Here is an 18425-nt window from a genome sequence, read left to right on the forward strand (position 1 = left end):
GGAGCCCCTCATGGCCATTGCCAAAAGCGTCCTCAACGAATCGCGCCAGATCGAGCGCGCCGCCATGCTCATCGAAATGGGCGCGCGCATGCAGGTGCTGGAATCGGAAACCACGCTCTCCTACGAGCGCCTGATCCGCCTGTACAAGGAAGTGGCGGGGCGCTCACCCTCCAAGGGCCAGCTGCCGTTTTCCACCGACTGGTTCCTCACCTGGCAGGAAAACGTCCACAGCTCGCTGTTCCTCAACATCTACGAATACCTCTCCAAGGGCGTGGATCTGGACGCGGTGGAACTGCTCACCAAGGCCTACCGCCTGTACAACGAGCAGGTGCAGACGGCCGAGATCGAGCCGCTACTCTCGTTCACCCGCGCCTGGCGGCTGGTGAAATTCGTCGATGCGGGCATGCTCACGCGCACCAAATGCAGCAAATGCAAGGGCCAGTTCGTGAGCGAGCTGTACGAGAGCCGCCACTACGTCTGCGGCCTGTGCAACCCGCCGGCACGGGCGGGCAAGAGCAAGAGCAAGGCGGCGCTCAAGCTGCACTGAGAGCGCTATGGGGTGCGCAGCAGCGCATTCACATCGGGTTCGAGCGCCACGGTGTAGTCCACGGCAGACAGGAGCCTGCCTCCCTCGCCCGTGAGGCGCAGGCTCACATACGCCACCCGCGCCGCCACGGTGTAGCTGCCCTCCAGCTGCGCCGCCGCTGCGCGGGATTGCATGGCAGCGTCCAGCGTCTGCCAATCGGCGGTGTCGGGCGCGGATGCCTGGTCTTGCGGCGCCAGCGCCACGCCGCGCGCCGCGAGTTCACTGGTGAGCTGCGCCGTGACCACACGGCCAAAGCCGGAGCTGCGGCCGCCCGACCCTGTTTCGGTCAGCGCCATCACCCGTACCGCGGCGGCGGGCACCTGCGCCCCCTTGCCCAGCAGGCGATCGACTGCGGCACGCGTGCTTTTTTCCAGCATCTGGCCGCTGCCGTCTTCGAGCAAGGGGCCGTAGCGATCGCCGTAGTAGTAGCGCGCGCAGCCGGCAAGCAGGGAGGCGGGCGCCAGTCCCAGTACGACGGCGCGGCGGCTGAGCTGAATGGGCGTTCTCGGCATGCGCGTGATCCTAGACCCGGCCCAGCGGCGCAATACCGGCATGAAAGGCGTTTTTTCACCCTATTCAGACCACCGCGGACAAATCGTGACGGTGCCGGCCCAGGCCCGTGCATCACAATGCCCCGAGCTGCCGGCAGGCGGCAGCGCTCACAGATGAAAAGGAGAGACCCATGGCAGGCAAGTTCGAGCTCAAGAAATCCAGGAACGGCAAATTTCACTTCAACCTGCTGGCGGGCAACGGCCAGGTGATTCTTTCCAGCGAGATGTACGAGGCCAAGGCCAGCGCGGTCAACGGCATCGCGTCGGTGCAGAAGAACGGCGGTGACGCCGCACGCTACGACAGGCTCACGGGCAAGGACGGCTCGCCCTACTTCGTGCTCAAGGCCACCAATGGCCAGGTGATAGGCCAGAGCCAGATGTATTCGGGCGAGGCGGCGCGCGACAACGGCATCCAGTCGTGCATCGGCAACGCGCCCGGCGCCAGCACCGACGATCAGACGGCCTGAGCGTTGGGCATTGGGTGAGGGGCATTGGGTGAGGGGTGAGGGGTGAGGGGTGAGGGGTGAGGGGTGAGGGGTGAGGGGTGAGGGGTGAGGATCGGGAGGCCACACCACTTCACTGGACACGCCCAACGCCCAACGCCCAACCCCTTCACCCCGTATTGCGCAGCCCCGCCGCAATGCCGTTGATGCACAGCTGAATGCCGGTGCGCACCCGGTCGTTGCCGGGCTCGGCGCGCCAGCGGCGGATCAGCTCCACCTGCAGGTGGTGCAGCGGGTCGATGTAGGGAAAGCGGTGCTGGATCGAGCGCGCCAGCGCGCTGTTGTGCGTCAGGCGTGTCTTGTCGCCGGTGATGCGCGAGAGCGCCTCCATGGTGCGCTGCCATTCCTGCTCGATGGCGGCAAACACCTGTCTGCGCAGGCGCGCATCGGGAACCAGCTCGCTGTAGCGCTTGGCCAGCGCCAGATCGCTCTTGGCCAGCACCATGTCCATGTTGGAGAGCAGCGTGGAGAAGAACGGCCACTGCCGGTGCATTTTGCGCAGCAGCGCCCACTGCGCTTTCTCGTCCTTGCCCGGCGCGGCGACGAAGGCCTGCACCGCCGCGCCAAAGCCGTACCAGCCCGGCAGCGTGAGCCGGCACTGGCCCCAGCTGAAGCCCCAGGGGATGGCGCGCAGGTCTTCGATGCGCTGGCCGGCCTTGCGCGACGCCGGGCGCGAGCCGATGTTCAGTTCCGCGATCTCGCGGATCGGCGTGGCGTTGAAGAAATAGTCGGTGAAGCCCGGCGTCTCGTAGACCAGCGCGCGGTAGGCGGCCATGCTGGCGTTGGAGAGTTCCTGCGCGGCGGCCAGAAAGGCCTTGGTGGCGGGCTTGGTGGGCTGCAGCAGCGTGGCTTCCAGCGTGGCGGCGACGAGGGTTTCGAGGTTGCGCCGGCCGATTTCGGGGTTGGCGTATTTGCTGGCGATGACCTCGCCCTGCTCTGTCAGGCGGATCTGCCCGCGCACCGTGCCCGGCGGCTGCGCCAGGATGGCCTGGTAGCTCGGGCCGCCGCCGCGCCCCACGGTGCCGCCGCGGCCGTGGAACATGCGCATGCGGATGGTGCCGCCCGGCAGTTGCGCGTTGAGCTCGTCGAACAATTCGACGAGCGCTATCTCGGCGCGGTACAGCTCCCAGTTGCTGGTGAAGATGCCGCCGTCCTTGTTGCTGTCGCTGTAGCCGAGCATGATGTCCTGCTCGCCGCCGCTCGCCTGCATCAAGCGTGCAATGCCGGGAATGGCGTAGTACGCCCGCATGATGGGGGCGGCGTTGCGCAGATCGGTGATGGTCTCGAACAGCGGAGAGACGATGAGATCGGCGCGGCACTGGGCATCGAGCGTGCCGTGCATCAGCCCGGTTTCCTTTTGCAGCAGCAGCACCTCCAGCAGATCGCTCACGGTCTCGGTGTGGCTGATGATGTAGTGGCGTATCGCCTGCGGGCCGTAGCGGCGGCGCAGTTCGAGCGCGGTCTCGAAGATTTCCAGCTCGCCCTGCGCATGCGCGCTGTAGCTGGCGCCGACCACGCGCAGCGGCCGCGCGTCGCACAGCAGGCGCACCAGCAGCTGCTGGCGCTGCGCTTCCGCCAGGGCGGCGTAATCGGGCTCGATGCGCGCCGCGGCCAGCAGTTCGGCGATCACGCGTTCGTGCTGGTCCGAGCTCTGGCGCAGGTCCACGGTGGCCAGGTGAAAGCCGAAAACCTCCGCCGCGCGGATCAGCGGATGCAGGCGTTGCGCGGTTTGCGCGGCCCCCTTGTGCGAGGCGAGCGAGGCCTGGATGGCGCGCAGGTCCGCCAGCAAGGCGTCGGCACTGGCGTAGGCCGGGAGCCTCGCCACGGGGGAAGGCGCCGCCACCATGCCAGCGAGGTCCTCGCTGGTGGCGGCCAGCCGCGCATAGACGCCGCTGAGCGCCCGGCGGTAGGGTTCGTCGCTGCGGTGAACGCTATTGTCTTCGGAGCATTCGGCGAGCGCCGCAACGGCGCCGGAGACCTGCACGAGCCCGGAAGAAAGCGACAGCTCCCGGCCCAGCGCATGCACCTCGGCCAGGTGGTGGCGCAGCGCCACTTCGGCCTGGCGGCGCAGCGCCAGCCTGAGCGTCTCGGCCGTCACGTTGGGGTTGCCGTCGCGGTCCCCGCCTATCCACTGGCCCATGCGCAGAAAGCTGGCGATGGGCTCGCTGCCGGCCAGCGCATGCTCCAGTTCGGCGTAGATCTTCGGAATCTCGCCCAGAAAGGTGGATTCGTAATAGGAGAGCGCGTTTTCGATCTCATCGGCCACCGTCAGGCGCGAGACGCGCAGCAGCCGCGTCTGCCAGACCTGGGCGATGCGCGCGCGCAGCCCGGCCTCGTTGGCGGCGAGCTCGCGCGGACTGAGCAGATCGCGCGCGCTGTTGAACATCCGGGCACGTGCCTGGATGGCATCGCGCTCGGCCAGCAGGCGGGCCATCTCGCGCTCGGCATCCAGGATGCTCTTGCGCTGCACCTCGGTGGGGTGCGCGGTGAGCACCGGCACCACATAGCTGGCCGCCAGCGTCTGCGCCACCGTCTGCGGCGCGATGCCGGCCCAGCGCAGGCGCGAGAGCGCCACGTCGATGCCGCCCTCCTGGCTGCTGCCGGCGCGCTCGTGCACCTCGCGGCGGCGGATGTGGTGGCGGTCTTCCGCCAGGTTGGCCAGGTGGCTGAAATAGGTGAAGGCGCGGATCACGCGCACCGTCTGGTCGCCGGTGAGCGATTTGAGCAGCTTCTTGAGCGCGCGGTCCGCCCCCTGGTCGTCATCACGGCGGAACGCGACCGAGAGCTGGCGGATCTGCTCGACCAGCGCGTAGGTCTGCTCGCCCTCCTGCTCGCGGATCACGTCGCCGAGGATGCGGCCCAGCAGGCGGATGTCCTGCATCAGCGGCGCATCCTTGTCGCTGCGGCGCGCGGCCGGCGCATGGACGGGGGCGGAAGGGCTGGCGTTGTCTGTCATGGTCAGGCTCGCAAAAGAGTCATGCGGATGCTGCATTGCAACATGCATCGCAGTGTAGCGCCCGCTTGCGCCACAATGGCACCATGAGCACCGCACGCGCCACCCCGTCCCCCATCACCATCGCCACGCGCGAGAGCCAGCTTGCGCTGTGGCAGGCCAGGCACGTGCAGTCCATCCTGCAGGCGCGCGGCCACCAGGTGCGGCTGCTGGGCATGACCACGCGCGGCGACCAGATCCTGGACCGCGCGCTCTCCAAGGTCGGCGGCAAGGGCCTGTTCATCAAGGAACTGGAGGTGGCGCTGGAGGAAGGCCGGGCCGACATCGCCGTGCATTCGCTCAAGGATGTGCCGATGGAATTGCCAGACGGCTTTGCGCTGGCCTGCATCCTGCAGCGCGAAGATCCGCGCGATGCCTTCGTCTCGCCGCAATACGCGCGGCTGGAGGATTTGCCGCGGGGCGCGGTGGTCGGCACGTCCAGCCTGCGCCGCCAGGTGCTGCTGCATGCGCTGCGCCCCGATCTGGCCATCGAGCCGCTGCGCGGCAACGTCAATACGCGGCTGCGCAAGCTCGACGAGGGGCAGTACGCCGCCATCGTGCTGGCGGCGGCCGGCCTCAAGCGGCTGGGGCTGGCGGATCGCATCCGCAGCACCTTCGAGCCTTCGCAGATGCTGCCCGCCGCCGGGCAAGGGGCCCTGGCCATCGAGGTGCGCAGCGACCGGCAGGATCTGCTGGCGGCGCTCGCCCCGCTGGCCGATCACACCACCTGGCTGACCGTGACGGCCGAGCGCGCCGTGAGCCGCGCCATGGGCGGCAGCTGCTCGATGCCGCTGGCGGCCCATGGCCAGTGGCTGGGGAGCAGCCTGCGGCTGGCCGCCGCCTGGGGTGATCTGGACGGCGGCGCGCCGCTGGTGCGTGCGCAGGGCGATGCCGCGATCGGCACGCTGGAGCAGGCCGACGCGCTCGGCCTGCGCGTGGCCGCCGCGCTGCAGGCCGCCGGCGCGCGTGCCGAGCCGCGGACCTGACATGTCCGCGCCGCGCCGCACCATCGTGACCCGGGCCGCGGAGGACGCCGGCCGCTGGGTCGGCGCTCTGCGGCAGGCAGGCCTGGCGGCCATCGCCCTGCCCTTGATGGAAATCGCCCCCGTCGCCGGCGGCGCCCTGCGGGACGCGCTGCAGCAGGCGCGCGAGCGCTGGAATGGCTACCGCGCGGTGATGTTTGTCAGTGGCAATGCCGCCATCCATTTTTTTGATCAAAATTCGGCTTTTGCGCAGACTGCACAAGCGCCATCAGCTATCAAAACAAGGGTATGGGCACCCGGCCCGGGCACGGTGCGCGCGCTGCTCGCGTGCGGATGGACGCCGGATCGCGTGGACGGCCCGGCGCCGGACGCCGCGCAATTTGACTCCGAAGCGCTATGGCAGCAGGTGGGGGCGCAAATACGCCCGGGCGACCGCGTGCTCATCGTGCGCGGCAGCGATGCCCCGGCCGCACCCGAAGGCCACGGGCGCCACTGGCTGGCCGAACGCATCGCCGCGGCCGGCGCGGCGGTGGATTTCGTGGCCGCCTACGAGCGCCGGGCACCGCGCTTCACGGCCGAACAGGCAACACTCGCCCGCAGCGCCGCCGCAGACGGCTCGCTGTGGCTGTTCGCCAGCAGCCAGGCCGTGCGCCACTTGCGCCACTGGCTGCCCGATCAGGATTGGCGGCAGGCCCGGGCACTGGCGACCCACCCGCGCATCGCCAAGGCCGCGCAGGCCGCCGGCTTCGGGCAGGCGGACGCCTGTCTGCCAACGCTGGCGGCGGTGCTGGCGTCGATAGAATCCATTCATGAGCACTGAAGCTGTTCCACCACCGGCCCAAGGGGCGCCCGCGCCCGCGGCTGCAACGGGCAGCAGCCATCCGCTGACCTGGGTGCTGGCCATCGTCGCCCTGGCGGCGCTGGTCTCCTCGGCCATGCTGTGGCAGCGCCTGTCCAACATCCAGGAGCAGCTCGCGCGCCAGAGCGCCGATGCGGGCAGCCAGGCCACCGAGGCACGCACGCTGGCGCGCGAGGCGCAGGATGTGTCCCGGGACACCAGCGCGCGCATGAGCGTGATGGAGAGCCGCGTCGCCGAAGTCGCCTTGCAGCGCAGCCAGCTGGAGGAGCTCACCCAAAGCCTGTCGCGCTCGCGCGACGAGACCCTGATTGCCGATGTCGAGGCCAGTATCCGCCTCGCCCAGCAGCAGGCCCAGCTCACCGGCAGCCTGCAGCCGCTGACGATGGCGCTGCAGAACGCCCACCAGCGCATAGAGCGCGCCGCCCAGCCGCGCCTGGCCCCTGTGCTCAGCGCGATGGAGCAGGACCAGGAAAAACTCCAGCGCTCCAGCGTGACGGATACCGCCGGCCTGCTCGGCCGCCTGGACGACCTGGCCGCCCAAATCGATGAACTGCCGCTGGCCAATGCGGTGGCGCAGGCGTCGGACATGCGCGCGCCGCGGCACAGCGCCGGCAAGGACGCCGCCGACACCGCCGCCGCCAACGCGCCCGCCTGGCAGGCGGCGCTGCACCGGGTCTGGGAGGGCGTGCGCGACCAGGCGCTGGGGCTGGTGCGCGTGAGCCGCATCGACCGGCCCGACGCCGTGCTGCTGGCGCCGGATCAGGCCTATTTCCTGCGCCAGAACCTCAAGCTGCAGCTGGCCAACGCACGCCTGAGCGTGCTCGCGCGGCGCATGGACACCGCGCGCAGCGAGCTGGCGGCCGCGCAGCGCGGCTTCTCGCGCTACTTCAACGCCGAATCGCGCCGTACGCAGGCGGCGCTTGCGGCGCTGCAACAGCTGCAGGGCAGCCTGCGCCAGACGGAAATTCCACCCCTGGCCGCAACTTTCTCCGCACTCGCCACCGCCGCGGCGGGGCGCTGAACCGCGAAGAGCACCACCGCATGCGCGCCGCCCTCTGGTTCCTGGCCCTCTTCGGCGCCGCCGTGGCGATTGCCCTGTTCGCAGGCAACAACCAGGGGACGGTCACCGTGTTCTGGCCGCCGTGGCGCATCGATCTTGCGCTCAATCTGGTGCTGGTGCTGCTGTTTGCCGGCGCCGTGCTGCTGTATGCGGCGCTGCATGGCCTGTCCGCGCTGCGCGAACTGCCGCGTCAGGCGCAGCGCTGGCGCCTGCAGCAGAAGGAGCGCGCGATGCACGGCGCCATGCTGGACGCCACCGCGCAATTGCTCGGCGGCCGTTTTCTGCGGGCGCGCAAGGCCGCGCTGACGGCGATCGAGCAAGAGCAGGCCTTGTCCGGCAGCGGCAAAGGCCTGCCGCACGGCAGCCAGCTGCGCACCCTGGCTCATGTGATCGCGGCCGAAAGCTCGCACGCGCTGCAGGACCGCAGCGGACGGGTGGAGCATCTGGCGCTGGCGCTCGAAACCCTGGACAAGGACAACGGCAGCGGCGCCGCGGAACTGCGCGAAGGCGTGCAGCTGCGCGCGGCGAGCTGGGCGCTGGACGAGCGCGATGCCGCCGGCGCACTGGAGCGCCTGGCCGCCCTGCCGCAAGGCGCAGCGCGCAGAACGCTGGCGCTGCGCACCCGCCTGAAGGCGGCGCGCCTGGCCGGGCACGCGCGCGAATCGCTGGAGACCGCACGCCTGCTGGCCAAGCACCGCGCCTTCTCGCCCGCCGTGGCCAGCACGCTGGTGCGCACCCTCGCCATCGCGCTGCTGGATGAAACACGCGACGAAGCCCAGGTGAAAACCGCCTGGCAGATCCTGGAGCCGGCCGAGCGCGCGATGCCGGACGTAGCCGCCCACGCGGCGCAGCACCTGATGCAGACGGGCGGCAGCAGCGCGCAGGCGCGCCAGTGGCTGCTGCCGGCCTGGGAGCAGCATGAAGCGCTGGAGCCCCTGCAGCTGCGCCATCTGACGTTGGCGCTGGAGCGTTGCATGGAGGGCATCGATACCGAATGGCTTGCACGCGTCGAAGCCGCCCAGCGCGCGCGCCCGCAGGAACCCCATCTGGCCTACATCGCCGCCATCGCCTGCATGCGCCTGTCCCTGTGGGGCAAGGCCGAGCAGCTGCTGCAGGGCGCCACCCAGGCGCTGGACGACCCGCAGCTGCTGGCACGCGCCTGGCGCCATCTGGGCGAACTGGCGGAGCAGCGCGGCGATGCTCCGGCCGCCAGCGCGGCCTGGAAACGCGCTGCGCGGCCCTGAATACCCCTGCTCGGCTTATCCATTGGGCGCTTGTGGCTTGCGCGCCAGAGCGCCGGCGCCACGCCCTAAAATTACCCCATTGATCCGCTATTTCCTGCCTGAGCTGCCATGACCCACGTCGTTTCCGACAACTGCATCAAGTGCAAATACACCGACTGCGTGGACGTATGTCCCGTGGACTGCTTTGTCGAAGGCCCGAACATGCTGGTCATCAACCCGGACGAGTGCATCGACTGCGCCGTCTGCGTGCCCGAATGCCCGGCCAATGCCATCTTTGCCGAAGAGGACGTGCCCGCCGACGAGCAGCACTTCATTGCGCTCAACGCCGAGCTCTGGCACGCGCCGGGCTGGAAGACTCTGACCAAGCGCAAGGCCGCGCTGCCCGACGCCGACCAATGGAACGGCGTGCCCAACAAGCTGGAGCACCTCCAGCGCTGAAGGCTCTCAGCCGCGCCAGCGCAGGCGCAGCCAGAAGGTGGGCGGCTCGCGGCCATCGAGCGGCCCCTGCACCGAACCGATCAGCGACCAGTGCCGGTCGCTGAAATCCATGAAATGCGCCAGGCCCAGCGTCCAGCCCGCCGGTTGCACCGTGAGGTTGGACGCCCGCGCAAAGCGGGTACTGCGGTAGACCAGCGACACCAGCGTGTAGTCGCGCCCGCCATGCTTCCAGACATTCACCAGCACCAGCCACCCCGGCGTGGCGCAGAAAGCCCGGCAGCGCCTTGCCGCCAAAGAATTCGCCCGTGTTGCGTAACTGGCTCCATTGCAGCCAGGTCTGCGCATCGGCCGACCAGCGCCACGTGCCGCCGACATCCGTGCGGCTGAAAGGCTGGCGGTTCACGCCCATCACCTCGCCGTTGTCCAGCACCGCACCGCCGGGGCTCCAGTCGCGCGTGCGCTCTTCATCGTGCATCAGCAGGAGGCTGAGGCGATCGGTGGGTTTGATGCCCAGCCCGATGCGCCCCGCGCCGGAATTCATGCGCGCGCCGCCGAAGTCGCCGCGCGGATGAAAATCCAGCGCCTCCACCCCCACGCGCCAGGCCATGGGCACGGGCGCTGTCGTCAGGCCGCGATGGCCGGCATCGACGGCGCCGGTGTCGCGCCGGCCTGAGCGGCCCAGCCCACGGCATCCGGCGCCACCAACCGCAGCCAGCGGCTGGCCACCAGGCCGGGCGCCATCACCCACTGCACGCGTTCGCGCGGATTCACCAACAGACGCTTGACCGGCGCCTGGCCGGGCACGACGGTGGCCTGCTCCGCCGGACCGACATCGGCCCGTCCATGGGCGTTGGACACCTCGATCAGCCCGGAGAGCACGGTCAGCGTCGTACGTCCCTGCGCATCCACCTCGACGTCCCATTCAGTTCCACGCACCGCGGCGAGCGCTGCCGGGGTCTGCAGCTGCAGCCCTGCCGGCTGACCCTTGGTTCGCAGCCAGGGTCCCCAGCCTGTGATGCATTCGCTCCCTCCTCTTGTGCACGCGGAGACTTTGAACACGCTCTTAGCGGCTGGACGCGCCCGCGCCAACGCCCGGGCGGCACGTCTACAATCGCGGCTCGCTAGGGGTGCCGGCAAGCGTCGGCTGAGAGAGTCCCTTTGAACCTGATTGAGATCATCCTCGCGCAGGGAAGCCCGCTCGCCATGCACCCATGCATGCACTCCTTTCGAGCGAACCTCCTTGCGCTGCACCTGCAAGGAGCGTATGCATGAACACCGTCACCTCTCCCGCCAATGAGGCGCTGGCGCCGCTGAGCGCGCAGCAGCGCGCCTTCGGCCTGCGCGACCACGCATCGCTGTGGTTCAGCCTGGGTGTCGGCCTGCTGGTGATGCAGGTCGGCGCCTACCTGATGCCCGCGCTGAGCACGCGGGAGGCGCTGATCGCCATCGCCGGCGGCTCGATCATCGGCGCGGCCTTGCTGGCCTGGGTGGCCAAGATCAGCTGCGACAGCGGATTGGCCAGCGCCGGCCTGATGCACGCGGTCTACGGCCGGCGCTTTGCCGGCCTGCCCATCGTGCTCAACATCGTGCAGCTGCTGGGCTGGGGTGCGTTCGAGCTGGTGGTGATGCGCGATGCCACCGTGGCCATCGGCCGGCAGTCCGGCGCGCTGGCGGCACCCTGGTGGCCTATCCTGGCCACACTGGGCTGGGGCGCGATCGTGCTGCTGCTCATCAGCGGCTCCATGGTGCGGCTGGTGCGCCGCCTGATTGCGCGCATCGCGCTGCCGCTGGTGGTGCTGTCGCTGCTGTGGCTGTCGTGGCAATTTCTCGCGCTGGCGCAGCAGCAGGGCCTGGGGCCGCTGTGGAGCCGCGGCGGCGAGGGCGGCATGGGCGTGCTGCCGGCGCTGGACCTGGTGATCGCCATGCCCATCTCCTGGCTGCCGCTGGTGGCCGATTACGCACGCCACGGACACGACGGACGCAGCGCCTTCAAAGGCACCTGGCTGGGCTATGTGGTGGCCAACATATGGTGCTACGGCCTGGGTGTGCTGGTGGCTCTAGTACTGCCCAGCGAAGACTTGGTGACCGCGCTGCTGCTGGCGCAAGGCGGGCTGATCGCGCTGTCGCTCATCCTCATCGACGAAATCGACAACGCCTATGGCGACGCCTACTCCGGCTCGGTCTCGGCCCACAGCCTGCTGCCGCGCTGGAGCATCCGCCGCTGGGGCATCGTGATGGCGCTGGCCTGCACGGCGCTGGCACTCGCCTTGCCCATGCACAGCCTGGAGCCCTTCCTGCTGCTGCTGAGTTCGGTCTTCGTACCATTGTTCGGCGTGATCCTGGGGCGCCTGGCCTTTGGCGCACCCACCCGGAAATTGCTGGCCAGCGCCGGCGCCATCCACTGGAGCGCGACACTGATCTGGCTTGCCGGCATTGCCTGCTTCCACCTGCTGCCGCGCCTGGCACCGGCGCTGGGCTCCGCCCTGCCGACGCTGGCGCTGTGCTTCGTGCTGGCCTGGTTCACGCGCCGCACGATGGCGTGACACGAAGAACAAGGAAAATCAGAATTTTTCGCTTGCCCATCAAGCGCAGATAGCTATCAATTGAATAGTAATCAATCTACCCGTACAACGCGCTGAGCCACCGGCGCATGGCCATGGTTCAGCGGCCCATGCCCGCGGCCTGTGGCAACATCGGCACCCGCAGCGATCGCCCCGAGGATGTACTCGCGCGCGGCCCGCACCGCCGCCACCAGCGGCTCTCCCAGCGCCAGGTACGCCGCGATGGCGGAGGAAAGCGTGCACCCGGTGCCATGTCCGTTGCGCGTGGCAATGCGCGCGGATTCCAGCCTGTGGTGCGCGCCCGACGGCAGGGCCAGCATATCCACCACCCAGTCCCCAGGCAGATGCCCGCCCTTGAGCAATACCGCTTGCGCACCCAGTGCCAGCAGGGCATCGGCGTCGGCTTGCAGCTGCTGCACCTCCTTGATGCCGCGACCCAGCAGCCAGCCGGCTTCATCGAGGTTGGGCGTGATGAGGGCAGCCAGCGGAAACAGCTCGGAAACCAGCGCCCCCTGGGTCTCCTGCGCAATCAGCCGGTCGCCACTCGTGGCCACCATCACGGGGTCCAGCACCACATTGGCCAGCGCATGGCGGCGGATGGCATCGGCGACCACCCGCACCACCTCGGGCGTCGCCAGCATGCCGATCTTGACGGCATCCGCGCCAATATCCTCCACCACGGCATCGATCTGCGCGCGCAGAATTTCGGGTGGCACGCCATGTATCGCACGCACGCCCCGCGTGTTCTGCGCGGTGATTGCGGTGACCGCCGTCATGCCATAGCAGCCGAGGGCGCTGAAGGTCTTCAGGTCGGCCTGTATGCCTGCGCCGCCGCCGCTGTCCGAGCCCGCGATGGAGAGTACGCGGACATAGCGCCGCTCCGGGACTGGCGAAGAAGGCACGGTGTTCATGGTGCAGATTGCCGCTGACGGCCAAGGTGTCAATCGGCATGTTGTACCACCGCCGATAGCCCTTGTGATGTAATCCGGCGTTCAGGACGAAACAGGGGTGTCTCGGTGCTCAGACGGGTATCGCGGCTGAGAAATACCCTGGGGCCATCAGCGCAGTTTTGCACCCGGCCCCGCGACCCGATCCAGATCATGCTGGCGTGGGGAGTTTCAGCGGCACACCGTTTTGTCCCCCTGCAATGATCCCGGACAAAATGCGCTTCAAGCCGCTCTCCCTTCCAGATGCACATGTCACCATCCTCGGCGCCGGCCTCATGGGCCGGCTGCTGGCCTTCACCTTGGCCAGCGAAGGGTGCCGCGTCGATATCCACGATGCCGGCGGCCCCGACGCCGACGGCGCAGCCGCGCGCGTTGCAGCGGCCATGCTCGCGCCGCTCGCGGAATCGGCGGTAAGCGAGCCCGCAGTGGTTGCAATGGGCGTCCATGGCCTGCGCCGCTGGCCTCAAATCCTCTCGGCGCTCTCGTCACCTGTTTTCTTTCAGCAAAACGGCACGCTGGTGGTCTGGCACTGGCAGGATGCCACGGAGGCCGCGCGCCTGCGCACCACGCTCGAACATACGGCGACGGTCCTCAAAGACCTCACGCCGCTTGCGGTGCTGGATGCCGCCGCGCTCGCGCAGCGTGAACCGGCCCTGGCCGAACGCTTTCACGAAGCCTATTTCCTGCGGGGCGAAGGCCAGCTCGACAACCGGCAGCTGCTCGCCGCGCTGCTGACGGACATGCAGCGCCTCGGGGTGCACACCCATTGGCACAGCCCGCAGTCTCCCGCCGATTTTTCACCCGCGACAGCGGGGCAGCCAGACTGCGTTCTTGACTGCAGAGGCCTGGGAGCGCGCGCCGACTGGCCGGCACTGCGCGGCGTGCGCGGCGAGGTCATCCGGCTGCATGCGCCGGAAGTTTCACTGCGGCGCCCGGTGCGCCTGGTGCACCCGCGCTACCCGCTCTACATCGCACCCAAGCAGGACCATCGCTTCGTGATCGGCGCCACGGAAATCGAATCCGACGATCTTTCGCCGGCCAGCGTGCGCTCCACGCTGGAGCTGCTGAGCGCCGCCTACACCGTCCACCCCGGCTTCGCCGAGGCCCGCATCATCGAGATCGCCACCCAATGCCGCCCGGCCTTGCCGGACAACAACCCCGGTCTGCGCCTCTTGGGCGAACGCACCCTGCAGATCAACGGGCTGTACCGGCACGGCTTCATGATCGCGCCCGCCATGCTGGACGCCACGCTCGCGCTGCTGCGCGAAGGCAGCGGCGCACTGGCAGGCCCGTTCCAGCCGCGGATCGAAACGGCACTCTGACACTCCTTCGCCATGCAAGTCACCATCAACCAGTCCAAGGTCCAGTTGCCCGATGGCGCCACGGTTGCGGCCGCCATCGCGCAATGGGCGCCGCAACCCCCTTTTGCCGTTGCCGTGAACCTCGCCTTTGTACCCCAATCCAGCTACGCCACGCATGAACTGCAAGGCGGAGACCAGATCGAAATCATTGCCCCCGTCACCGGCGGCTGAACCCATGCCTGAATCCATTGCCCCCAACGATCCATTGATCCTCTACGGCGAAACCTTCCACAGCCGGCTGCTTCTGGGCACGTCCCGCTACCCTTCGCCCGCCATCCTCGAAGCTGCCGTACGCCGCGCGCAGCCGGCAATGGTCACTGCCTCGCTGCGGCGCCAGGGCAGCGCGGCCGGCAACGGTTTCTGGCAGTTGCTGCAAAGCCTGGGCACCAAGGTATTGCCGAACACAGCTGGCTGCCACAGCATCGAAGAAGCCATCACCACTGCACAAATGGCCCGCGAGGTCTTTGCCACCCCGTGGATCAAGCTCGAAGTCATAGGCGATGACTACACCCTGCAACCCGACACGCTGAAGCTCGTCGAAGCCGCTGAGCGGCTCATCAGAGAAGGATTCAAGGTATTGCCCTACTGCACCGAGGACCTGGTGGTCTGCCAGCGGCTGGTCGATGCAGGCTGCCAGGCGGTCATGCCGTGGGCAGCGCCGATAGGCACAGGGCGCGGTGCCGTCAACCCCCATGGATTGCAATTGCTGCGTGAGCGGCTGCCCGTTCCCATGCTGGTGGACGCCGGCCTGGGTCTGCCGTCGCACGCCTGCCAGGTGATGGAGTGGGGTTTTGACGGCGTGCTCCTGAACACTGCGGTGGCGCTGGCAACGAACCCTGCCGCCATGGCCGGTGCATTCGCAGACGCCGTCGCAGCCGGTCGCGCAGCACGGCTGGCAGGTGCAATGCAGCCACAGGCCTCGGCGCAGCCGAGCACTCCTGTGCTGGGCACGCCTTTCTGGCACCACGCCAGCGGGGAGCAGTCATGACCGACAGGGCACAAGCCATCGTGCGGGCGCATGCCGTGCGCCTCGCCGGCTTTCCCGCTCAACCGACGCCACCATCACATGAACCTGATCCGGTTTTTCAGGCGGCACTTGCAGCCTGCAGCACGCTCGGATTCATCGCCGCAGATGCACTCTGCCTCGCCCATGCCTGGCAAGCCCAGACGGCTCGCCGTGGCGTTTTTGATGCCAGGCACTGGCCCGATGCACTGGAATATTTCGGCCTGCGGGGAAGGGCCGTGGATGCGCCTTACCCCCCCTGCCCGCAGCGCTTGGGGCTTTACGCGGTTCTCCCGGATGCGAACTGGATCCGGCGCATGGCACGGGCGGGGGTGCCAACGCTGCAATTGCGGTTCAAGAGCAACGACCCCCGAGCCGTAGAGCGCGAAGTCGAGGCTGCCGTTCACGCAGTAGAAGGTACGCCCGCACGGCTCTTCATCAACGACCACTGGCAGCAGGCCATAGCCGCCGGGGCGTATGGCGTGCATCTGGGCCAGGACGATCTGACGGAGCTATCGGACGAACAACTCGCTGTGCTGCGCTCCAGCGGCCTGCGCCTGGGCATCAGCACCCACGGCTACGCCGAAATGCTGCTGGCAGACCAGCTTACTCCCAGTTACATCGCCGTCGGTGCGATCTTTCCAACCACGCTCAAAGCCATGCCCACCGCCCCTCAGGGAATCGCCAGACTACGCGACTACGCGCACCTGATGAAGTCCTACCCCCTGGTGGCCATCGGAGGCATCAGCGAAGCCCAAATGCCGGAAATCATGGCAACCGGAGTAGGCAGCGCCGCTGTCGTCCGAGCGATCGTGCAATCACCCGAACCGGAAGTCGCGGTGATGCGGCTGATGCGCGTCATCAGCGTGCAGCAACAAGGAACCGCATAGCCGCACAGGCAAGAGCATGGCTACACCCCTCCGTTTCGCGGCAGATGCGCGGCACTTCCGATCCGCTACCTGGGTCCTGGCTCAAGATGCAAAGAGGGCGCGTCATCGTCGGATTGCGGCCCTTCTGCATGCCCCTGCTCCGGTGCCAACGTGACAGGCATGAATCCAGACGGCGCAAATGTCAAGTCTCCAACCATTGAATCCAGCGACCGGGTCATTTTGCCGGCTCGGCCCATCTGGCCCGACACGGTCTCCGCCGACGCCAGTTCATTGATGGACTCCTCCCTGAACACCGGCACCGTCTGGGCAATCGCCAGCAACAGCAGCAAATCTTCATAAGCGGAGAGCTCAAACGCGACAAGATCGCGCGCACTGGCTGCCCTGAACATCAATGCATCCAGGACACCCACAATCGACGCCGTTCCCCAGTAGTTTTCAATTTTGCGCAACGCTTCGGGATAGTCTTCCAGTGATTTGCCTTCGCGCTGGAAGGTTGCGAACGGCGGAACGGTCGCATTGAATTGTCGCTCGAACCCAGCGCTCAATTCATCAAACGCGGCTGCGCGCCCCAGTGCGTGGTAGAGCCTCAGCAACTCAAGGTACGCCAGTGGAGATGAAGCGGAATTCTGGGCAATATGTCTGCGCAGCCCATCGATCGCCTGCTCGTGCTCCCCGATGGAGACAAAGAAATCGGCCTGCTGCAAGACATCAAACAAATCCTCTGGCTGCTCAACGCCCAACGCACGCAGCTTGGCAACCGATGCAACCGGTGCCTGGACGGCAACCTTCCGGTCCGCTTCGGCGGGGAATTCATCCAACGCCTTTCCATCAGCAGAAGCAATGCCTTCACCTCCTGCCAGCACGACAGCATCGACCGCTTTGGAAGGCTGAATGCTCCCCACACCGCGATCGATTGATTCTGACTCTGGCCAGACGGTTTGAGGACCTATGCCTGCCTGTTCTACTCCACCGCTTTGCGCAACGGTATGCTGCCAGGCATGGGCCTGCCCATGCCTGTGCCTGCGCGCTTGCCAAACGAGGGCCGCCAAGGCCAACAACAGCAAACCCGCCAAAGCGTAGACCAGCGTCGCTGAATATCGTTCGGATTCGGCACGCTCAGCACGCGTGCGGGCTTCCAAACCTGCAGCTTTCTCTGTTTGCAACTGCGCTCTCAAGCCACGGAGCTCGGTTTCCAATTCGCCGATGCGGGTGCCGTACTGCACCAGATCCTGCACTGGGGTATTGAGTACGCGCCACATCTCTGCGCTCTGAGTACGTACGGATTCGCTGGCCCTGGAATTTTCATCCAACGACAGAGAGGATGAAAGCTGCAGTTGCACTGGACTGTCAAGCCAGACATCCAAGGATTCCATTACAAGCTTCGGAACCGCTTCTTGCGCGGCCCCTCTCCCGCCCACTGAACCAGGCGCATTGAGCGCGGTGCGAACATCGGCCGCATGTCTCGCAGGCGCGGATCTCGGCGCGGCAACCGCAGAGGAAGCAGGCTTTTTGCGCCTAGACACTTCGTCACGCGCAGGTTTCGGTCTGGGGCGCCGCTCTGCGCGCGGCGCAGCAGCAGGCACGGGCTTCAACTCCGCCAAACCCACTGATTGACCGGCATTCACGGACGCCCGCGCAGTTTCATCCACCACCGCTGCGTCGCCAGGCAGATCCACGAGAAACGTGTAAGTACGCACCACGCGCCCGCGGCACCCTCCCTCCAGCGTGACCTTCAACACGGGCTCGTTGACGGAAATATCCGAGCGTACTCTGATGCGCCGCTGATCTTCAGATACCTGTACTCGCCCATCAGGAACGCGTACGCTTCCATCTTCAAGTTTTACCGCCAAACAGGAAGCGTCAAATTTCCGCCCAGCGTCAGGCAGCACATCAAAGGAAAGATCAACAGGCGAACCAAAAACGACGGCGCCATGGCTTCGGCCAAACGACAATGCTCCTGCCGATAGTGAAACTATCGCGAGAGCGACGGCCACGGCAAAAGCGCGAAAGTACGGATAAATGTGATTCACAATCACGCACATTCTGACACAGGAAATCCCAACCTCGGTTGGCATTTTGCAACGTGCATGGAATCGCTTATTCCCAAAAACCAAACCCCCTGCTCTTGCTGGAGGCAGGGGGTTGTGGTGTGGTGATGGTGCCTGACGATGACCTACTTTCACACGGGGACCCGCACTATCATTGGCGCGAAGCTGTTTCACGGTCCTGTTCGGGAAGGGAAGGGGTGGTGCCAGCTTGCTATTGTCATCAGGCGTAAAGGGGGGTCTGTGCTGTTTGGTGGCGCAGACCGTTCATAGAGTCGAATGGAATTTGATTGTGTCCTTGGCATGGTCTTGAGGCGTTGTGCTGCAGCTGGTGCAGCACGGTTGGCGTCAAGGTTATAGGGTCAAGCCGCACGGGCAATTAGTACTGGTTAGCTCAGGGCA

18 protein-coding genes, 1 rRNA gene and 1 riboswitch are annotated in these 18425 nt (G+C 67.2%); of the genes, 12 read left to right on the forward strand and 7 right to left on the reverse strand.

All coding sequences use genetic code 11. The features are described from left to right. The first annotated feature begins 10 nt into the window (after positions 1–10). Positions 11–547 carry a flagellar transcriptional regulator FlhC gene (gene flhC / locus K320_RS0106775; RefSeq protein WP_024538080.1) on the forward strand — a complete coding sequence of 179 codons (537 nt, stop codon included), beginning with the start codon at positions 11–13 and terminating at the stop codon, positions 545–547. Positions 548–552: 5 nt separating this feature from the next. On the opposite strand, the gene K320_RS0106780 is transcribed toward flhC, so the two are convergent. Further along, positions 553–1098 (reverse strand): hypothetical protein, encoded by a 546-nt coding sequence (locus K320_RS0106780; protein WP_024538081.1) that lies wholly within the window; start codon positions 1096–1098, stop codon positions 553–555. Between the two features lie 170 nt (positions 1099–1268). Here K320_RS0106780 and K320_RS0106785 point away from each other — a divergent pair, with 170 nt between their 5' ends. Beyond that, complete coding sequence (locus tag K320_RS0106785; protein WP_024538082.1) at positions 1269–1604, forward strand: YegP family protein; 336 nt, start codon at positions 1269–1271, stop codon at positions 1602–1604. Between the two features lie 145 nt (positions 1605–1749). Here the strand turns inward: K320_RS0106785 and ppc are convergent, their stop codons facing one another. Further along, entirely contained in the window at positions 1750–4596 is a 2847-nt protein-coding gene (gene ppc / locus K320_RS0106790) for a phosphoenolpyruvate carboxylase (protein WP_024538083.1), read from the reverse strand. Positions 4597–4679: 83 nt separating this feature from the next. Here ppc and hemC point away from each other — a divergent pair, with 83 nt between their 5' ends. The 5 genes from hemC to fdxA all read left to right on the forward strand — a co-directional run bounded on the left by hemC (position 4680) and on the right by fdxA (position 9216). After that, a complete protein-coding gene (hemC, locus tag K320_RS0106795) occupies positions 4680–5618 on the forward strand; it encodes a hydroxymethylbilane synthase (protein WP_024538084.1) in 939 nt (312 codons plus the stop codon). Position 5619: 1 nt separating this feature from the next. Then, entirely contained in the window at positions 5620–6435 is an 816-nt protein-coding gene (locus K320_RS0106800) for a uroporphyrinogen-III synthase (RefSeq protein WP_024538085.1), read from the forward strand. After that, the gene (locus K320_RS0106805; protein ID WP_024538086.1) at positions 6425–7495 is read left to right on the forward strand and encodes a uroporphyrinogen-III C-methyltransferase; all 1071 of its coding nucleotides are present in this window, start codon (positions 6425–6427) and stop codon (positions 7493–7495) included. Before K320_RS0106800 ends, K320_RS0106805 begins: the two co-directional genes overlap by 11 nt. Before the next feature lie 20 nt (positions 7496–7515). After that, positions 7516–8778 (forward strand): heme biosynthesis HemY N-terminal domain-containing protein, encoded by a 1263-nt coding sequence (locus tag K320_RS0106810; protein ID WP_024538087.1) that lies wholly within the window; start codon positions 7516–7518, stop codon positions 8776–8778. A gap of 108 nt (positions 8779–8886) precedes the next feature. Beyond that, positions 8887–9216 (forward strand): ferredoxin FdxA, encoded by a 330-nt coding sequence (fdxA, locus tag K320_RS0106815; RefSeq protein ID WP_024538088.1) that lies wholly within the window; start codon positions 8887–8889, stop codon positions 9214–9216. 6 nt (positions 9217–9222) lie between these two features. Here fdxA and K320_RS0106820 read toward each other — a convergent pair whose 3' ends face one another. Further along, positions 9223–9456 (reverse strand): hypothetical protein, encoded by a 234-nt coding sequence (locus K320_RS0106820; protein WP_156913875.1) that lies wholly within the window; start codon positions 9454–9456, stop codon positions 9223–9225. Positions 9457–9840: 384 nt separating this feature from the next. Then, positions 9841–10152: a hypothetical protein gene (locus K320_RS0106825; RefSeq protein WP_156913877.1), complete on the reverse strand. Its 312-nt coding sequence runs from the start codon at positions 10150–10152 to the stop codon at positions 9841–9843. A 177-nt stretch (positions 10153–10329) separates the two neighbouring features. After that, positions 10330–10424: riboswitch (TPP riboswitch) on the forward strand. Positions 10425–10484: 60 nt separating this feature from the next. On the opposite strand from K320_RS0106825, the gene K320_RS0106830 reads away from it, so the two are divergent. Continuing rightward, on the forward strand, positions 10485–11759 hold the full coding sequence (locus K320_RS0106830) for a purine-cytosine permease family protein (RefSeq protein WP_024538091.1): 1275 nt from the start codon (positions 10485–10487) through the stop codon (positions 11757–11759). 71 nt (positions 11760–11830) lie between these two features. Here K320_RS0106830 and thiD read toward each other — a convergent pair whose 3' ends face one another. Continuing rightward, positions 11831–12688, reverse strand: coding sequence for a bifunctional hydroxymethylpyrimidine kinase/phosphomethylpyrimidine kinase (gene thiD / locus K320_RS0106835; RefSeq protein WP_029695883.1), 858 nt, complete (start codon positions 12686–12688; stop codon positions 11831–11833). Positions 12689–12924: 236 nt separating this feature from the next. Between thiD and thiO the strand changes: the two genes are divergently transcribed. Genes thiO through K320_RS0106855 form a run of 4 tightly spaced genes read left to right on the forward strand, consistent with a single transcriptional unit; the run spans position 12925 to position 15978 of the window. Further along, entirely contained in the window at positions 12925–14046 is a 1122-nt protein-coding gene (gene thiO, locus K320_RS0106840) for a glycine oxidase ThiO (RefSeq protein WP_245593834.1), read from the forward strand. Positions 14047–14058: 12 nt separating this feature from the next. Beyond that, positions 14059–14256, forward strand: coding sequence for a sulfur carrier protein ThiS (thiS, locus tag K320_RS0106845; RefSeq protein ID WP_024538094.1), 198 nt, complete (start codon positions 14059–14061; stop codon positions 14254–14256). Between the two features lie 4 nt (positions 14257–14260). Continuing rightward, positions 14261–15073: a thiazole synthase gene (locus K320_RS0106850; RefSeq protein WP_024538095.1), complete on the forward strand. Its 813-nt coding sequence runs from the start codon at positions 14261–14263 to the stop codon at positions 15071–15073. After that, entirely contained in the window at positions 15070–15978 is a 909-nt protein-coding gene (locus K320_RS0106855) for a thiamine phosphate synthase (RefSeq protein WP_024538096.1), read from the forward strand. Before K320_RS0106850 ends, K320_RS0106855 begins: the two co-directional genes overlap by 4 nt. 65 nt (positions 15979–16043) lie before the next feature. Here K320_RS0106855 and K320_RS19020 read toward each other — a convergent pair whose 3' ends face one another. Together K320_RS19020 and rrf are read right to left on the reverse strand one after the other, a co-directional pair. Further along, positions 16044–18092, reverse strand: coding sequence for a type IV pilus assembly protein FimV (locus K320_RS19020; protein ID WP_211236098.1), 2049 nt, complete (start codon positions 18090–18092; stop codon positions 16044–16046). A 46-nt stretch (positions 18093–18138) separates the two neighbouring features. Next, a 5S ribosomal RNA gene (gene rrf, locus K320_RS0106870) occupies positions 18139–18251 on the reverse strand. Positions 18252–18425: the final 174 nt, after the last annotated feature.

This window comes from Comamonas badia DSM 17552, from assembly GCF_000484635.1.
Lineage (GTDB): Bacteria > Pseudomonadota > Gammaproteobacteria > Burkholderiales > Burkholderiaceae_C > Comamonas_C > Comamonas_C badia.

Excerpts from the sequence above, each read along its gene's own strand:
- thiD (WP_029695883.1), bottom strand. The coding sequence starts at position 12,688 with ATGAACACCGTGCCTTCTTCGCCAGTCCCGGAGCGGCGCTATGTCCGC.
- K320_RS0106805 (WP_024538086.1), top strand. The coding sequence starts at position 6,425 with ATGAGCACTGAAGCTGTTCCACCACCGGCCCAAGGGGCGCCCGCGCCC.
- thiS (WP_024538094.1), top strand. The coding sequence starts at position 14,059 with ATGCAAGTCACCATCAACCAGTCCAAGGTCCAGTTGCCCGATGGCGCC.
- fdxA (WP_024538088.1), top strand. The coding sequence starts at position 8,887 with ATGACCCACGTCGTTTCCGACAACTGCATCAAGTGCAAATACACCGAC.
- flhC (WP_024538080.1), top strand. The coding sequence starts at position 11 with ATGGCCATTGCCAAAAGCGTCCTCAACGAATCGCGCCAGATCGAGCGC.
- K320_RS0106855 (WP_024538096.1), top strand. The coding sequence starts at position 15,070 with ATGACCGACAGGGCACAAGCCATCGTGCGGGCGCATGCCGTGCGCCTC.
- K320_RS0106780 (WP_024538081.1), bottom strand. The coding sequence starts at position 1,098 with ATGCCGAGAACGCCCATTCAGCTCAGCCGCCGCGCCGTCGTACTGGGA.
- K320_RS0106810 (WP_024538087.1), top strand. The coding sequence starts at position 7,516 with ATGCGCGCCGCCCTCTGGTTCCTGGCCCTCTTCGGCGCCGCCGTGGCG.
- K320_RS0106830 (WP_024538091.1), top strand. The coding sequence starts at position 10,485 with ATGAACACCGTCACCTCTCCCGCCAATGAGGCGCTGGCGCCGCTGAGC.
- K320_RS0106800 (WP_024538085.1), top strand. The coding sequence starts at position 5,620 with ATGTCCGCGCCGCGCCGCACCATCGTGACCCGGGCCGCGGAGGACGCC.
- ppc (WP_024538083.1), bottom strand. The coding sequence starts at position 4,596 with ATGACAGACAACGCCAGCCCTTCCGCCCCCGTCCATGCGCCGGCCGCG.
- thiO (WP_245593834.1), top strand. The coding sequence starts at position 12,925 with ATGATCCCGGACAAAATGCGCTTCAAGCCGCTCTCCCTTCCAGATGCA.
- K320_RS0106785 (WP_024538082.1), top strand. The coding sequence starts at position 1,269 with ATGGCAGGCAAGTTCGAGCTCAAGAAATCCAGGAACGGCAAATTTCAC.
- hemC (WP_024538084.1), top strand. The coding sequence starts at position 4,680 with ATGAGCACCGCACGCGCCACCCCGTCCCCCATCACCATCGCCACGCGC.
- K320_RS0106850 (WP_024538095.1), top strand. The coding sequence starts at position 14,261 with ATGCCTGAATCCATTGCCCCCAACGATCCATTGATCCTCTACGGCGAA.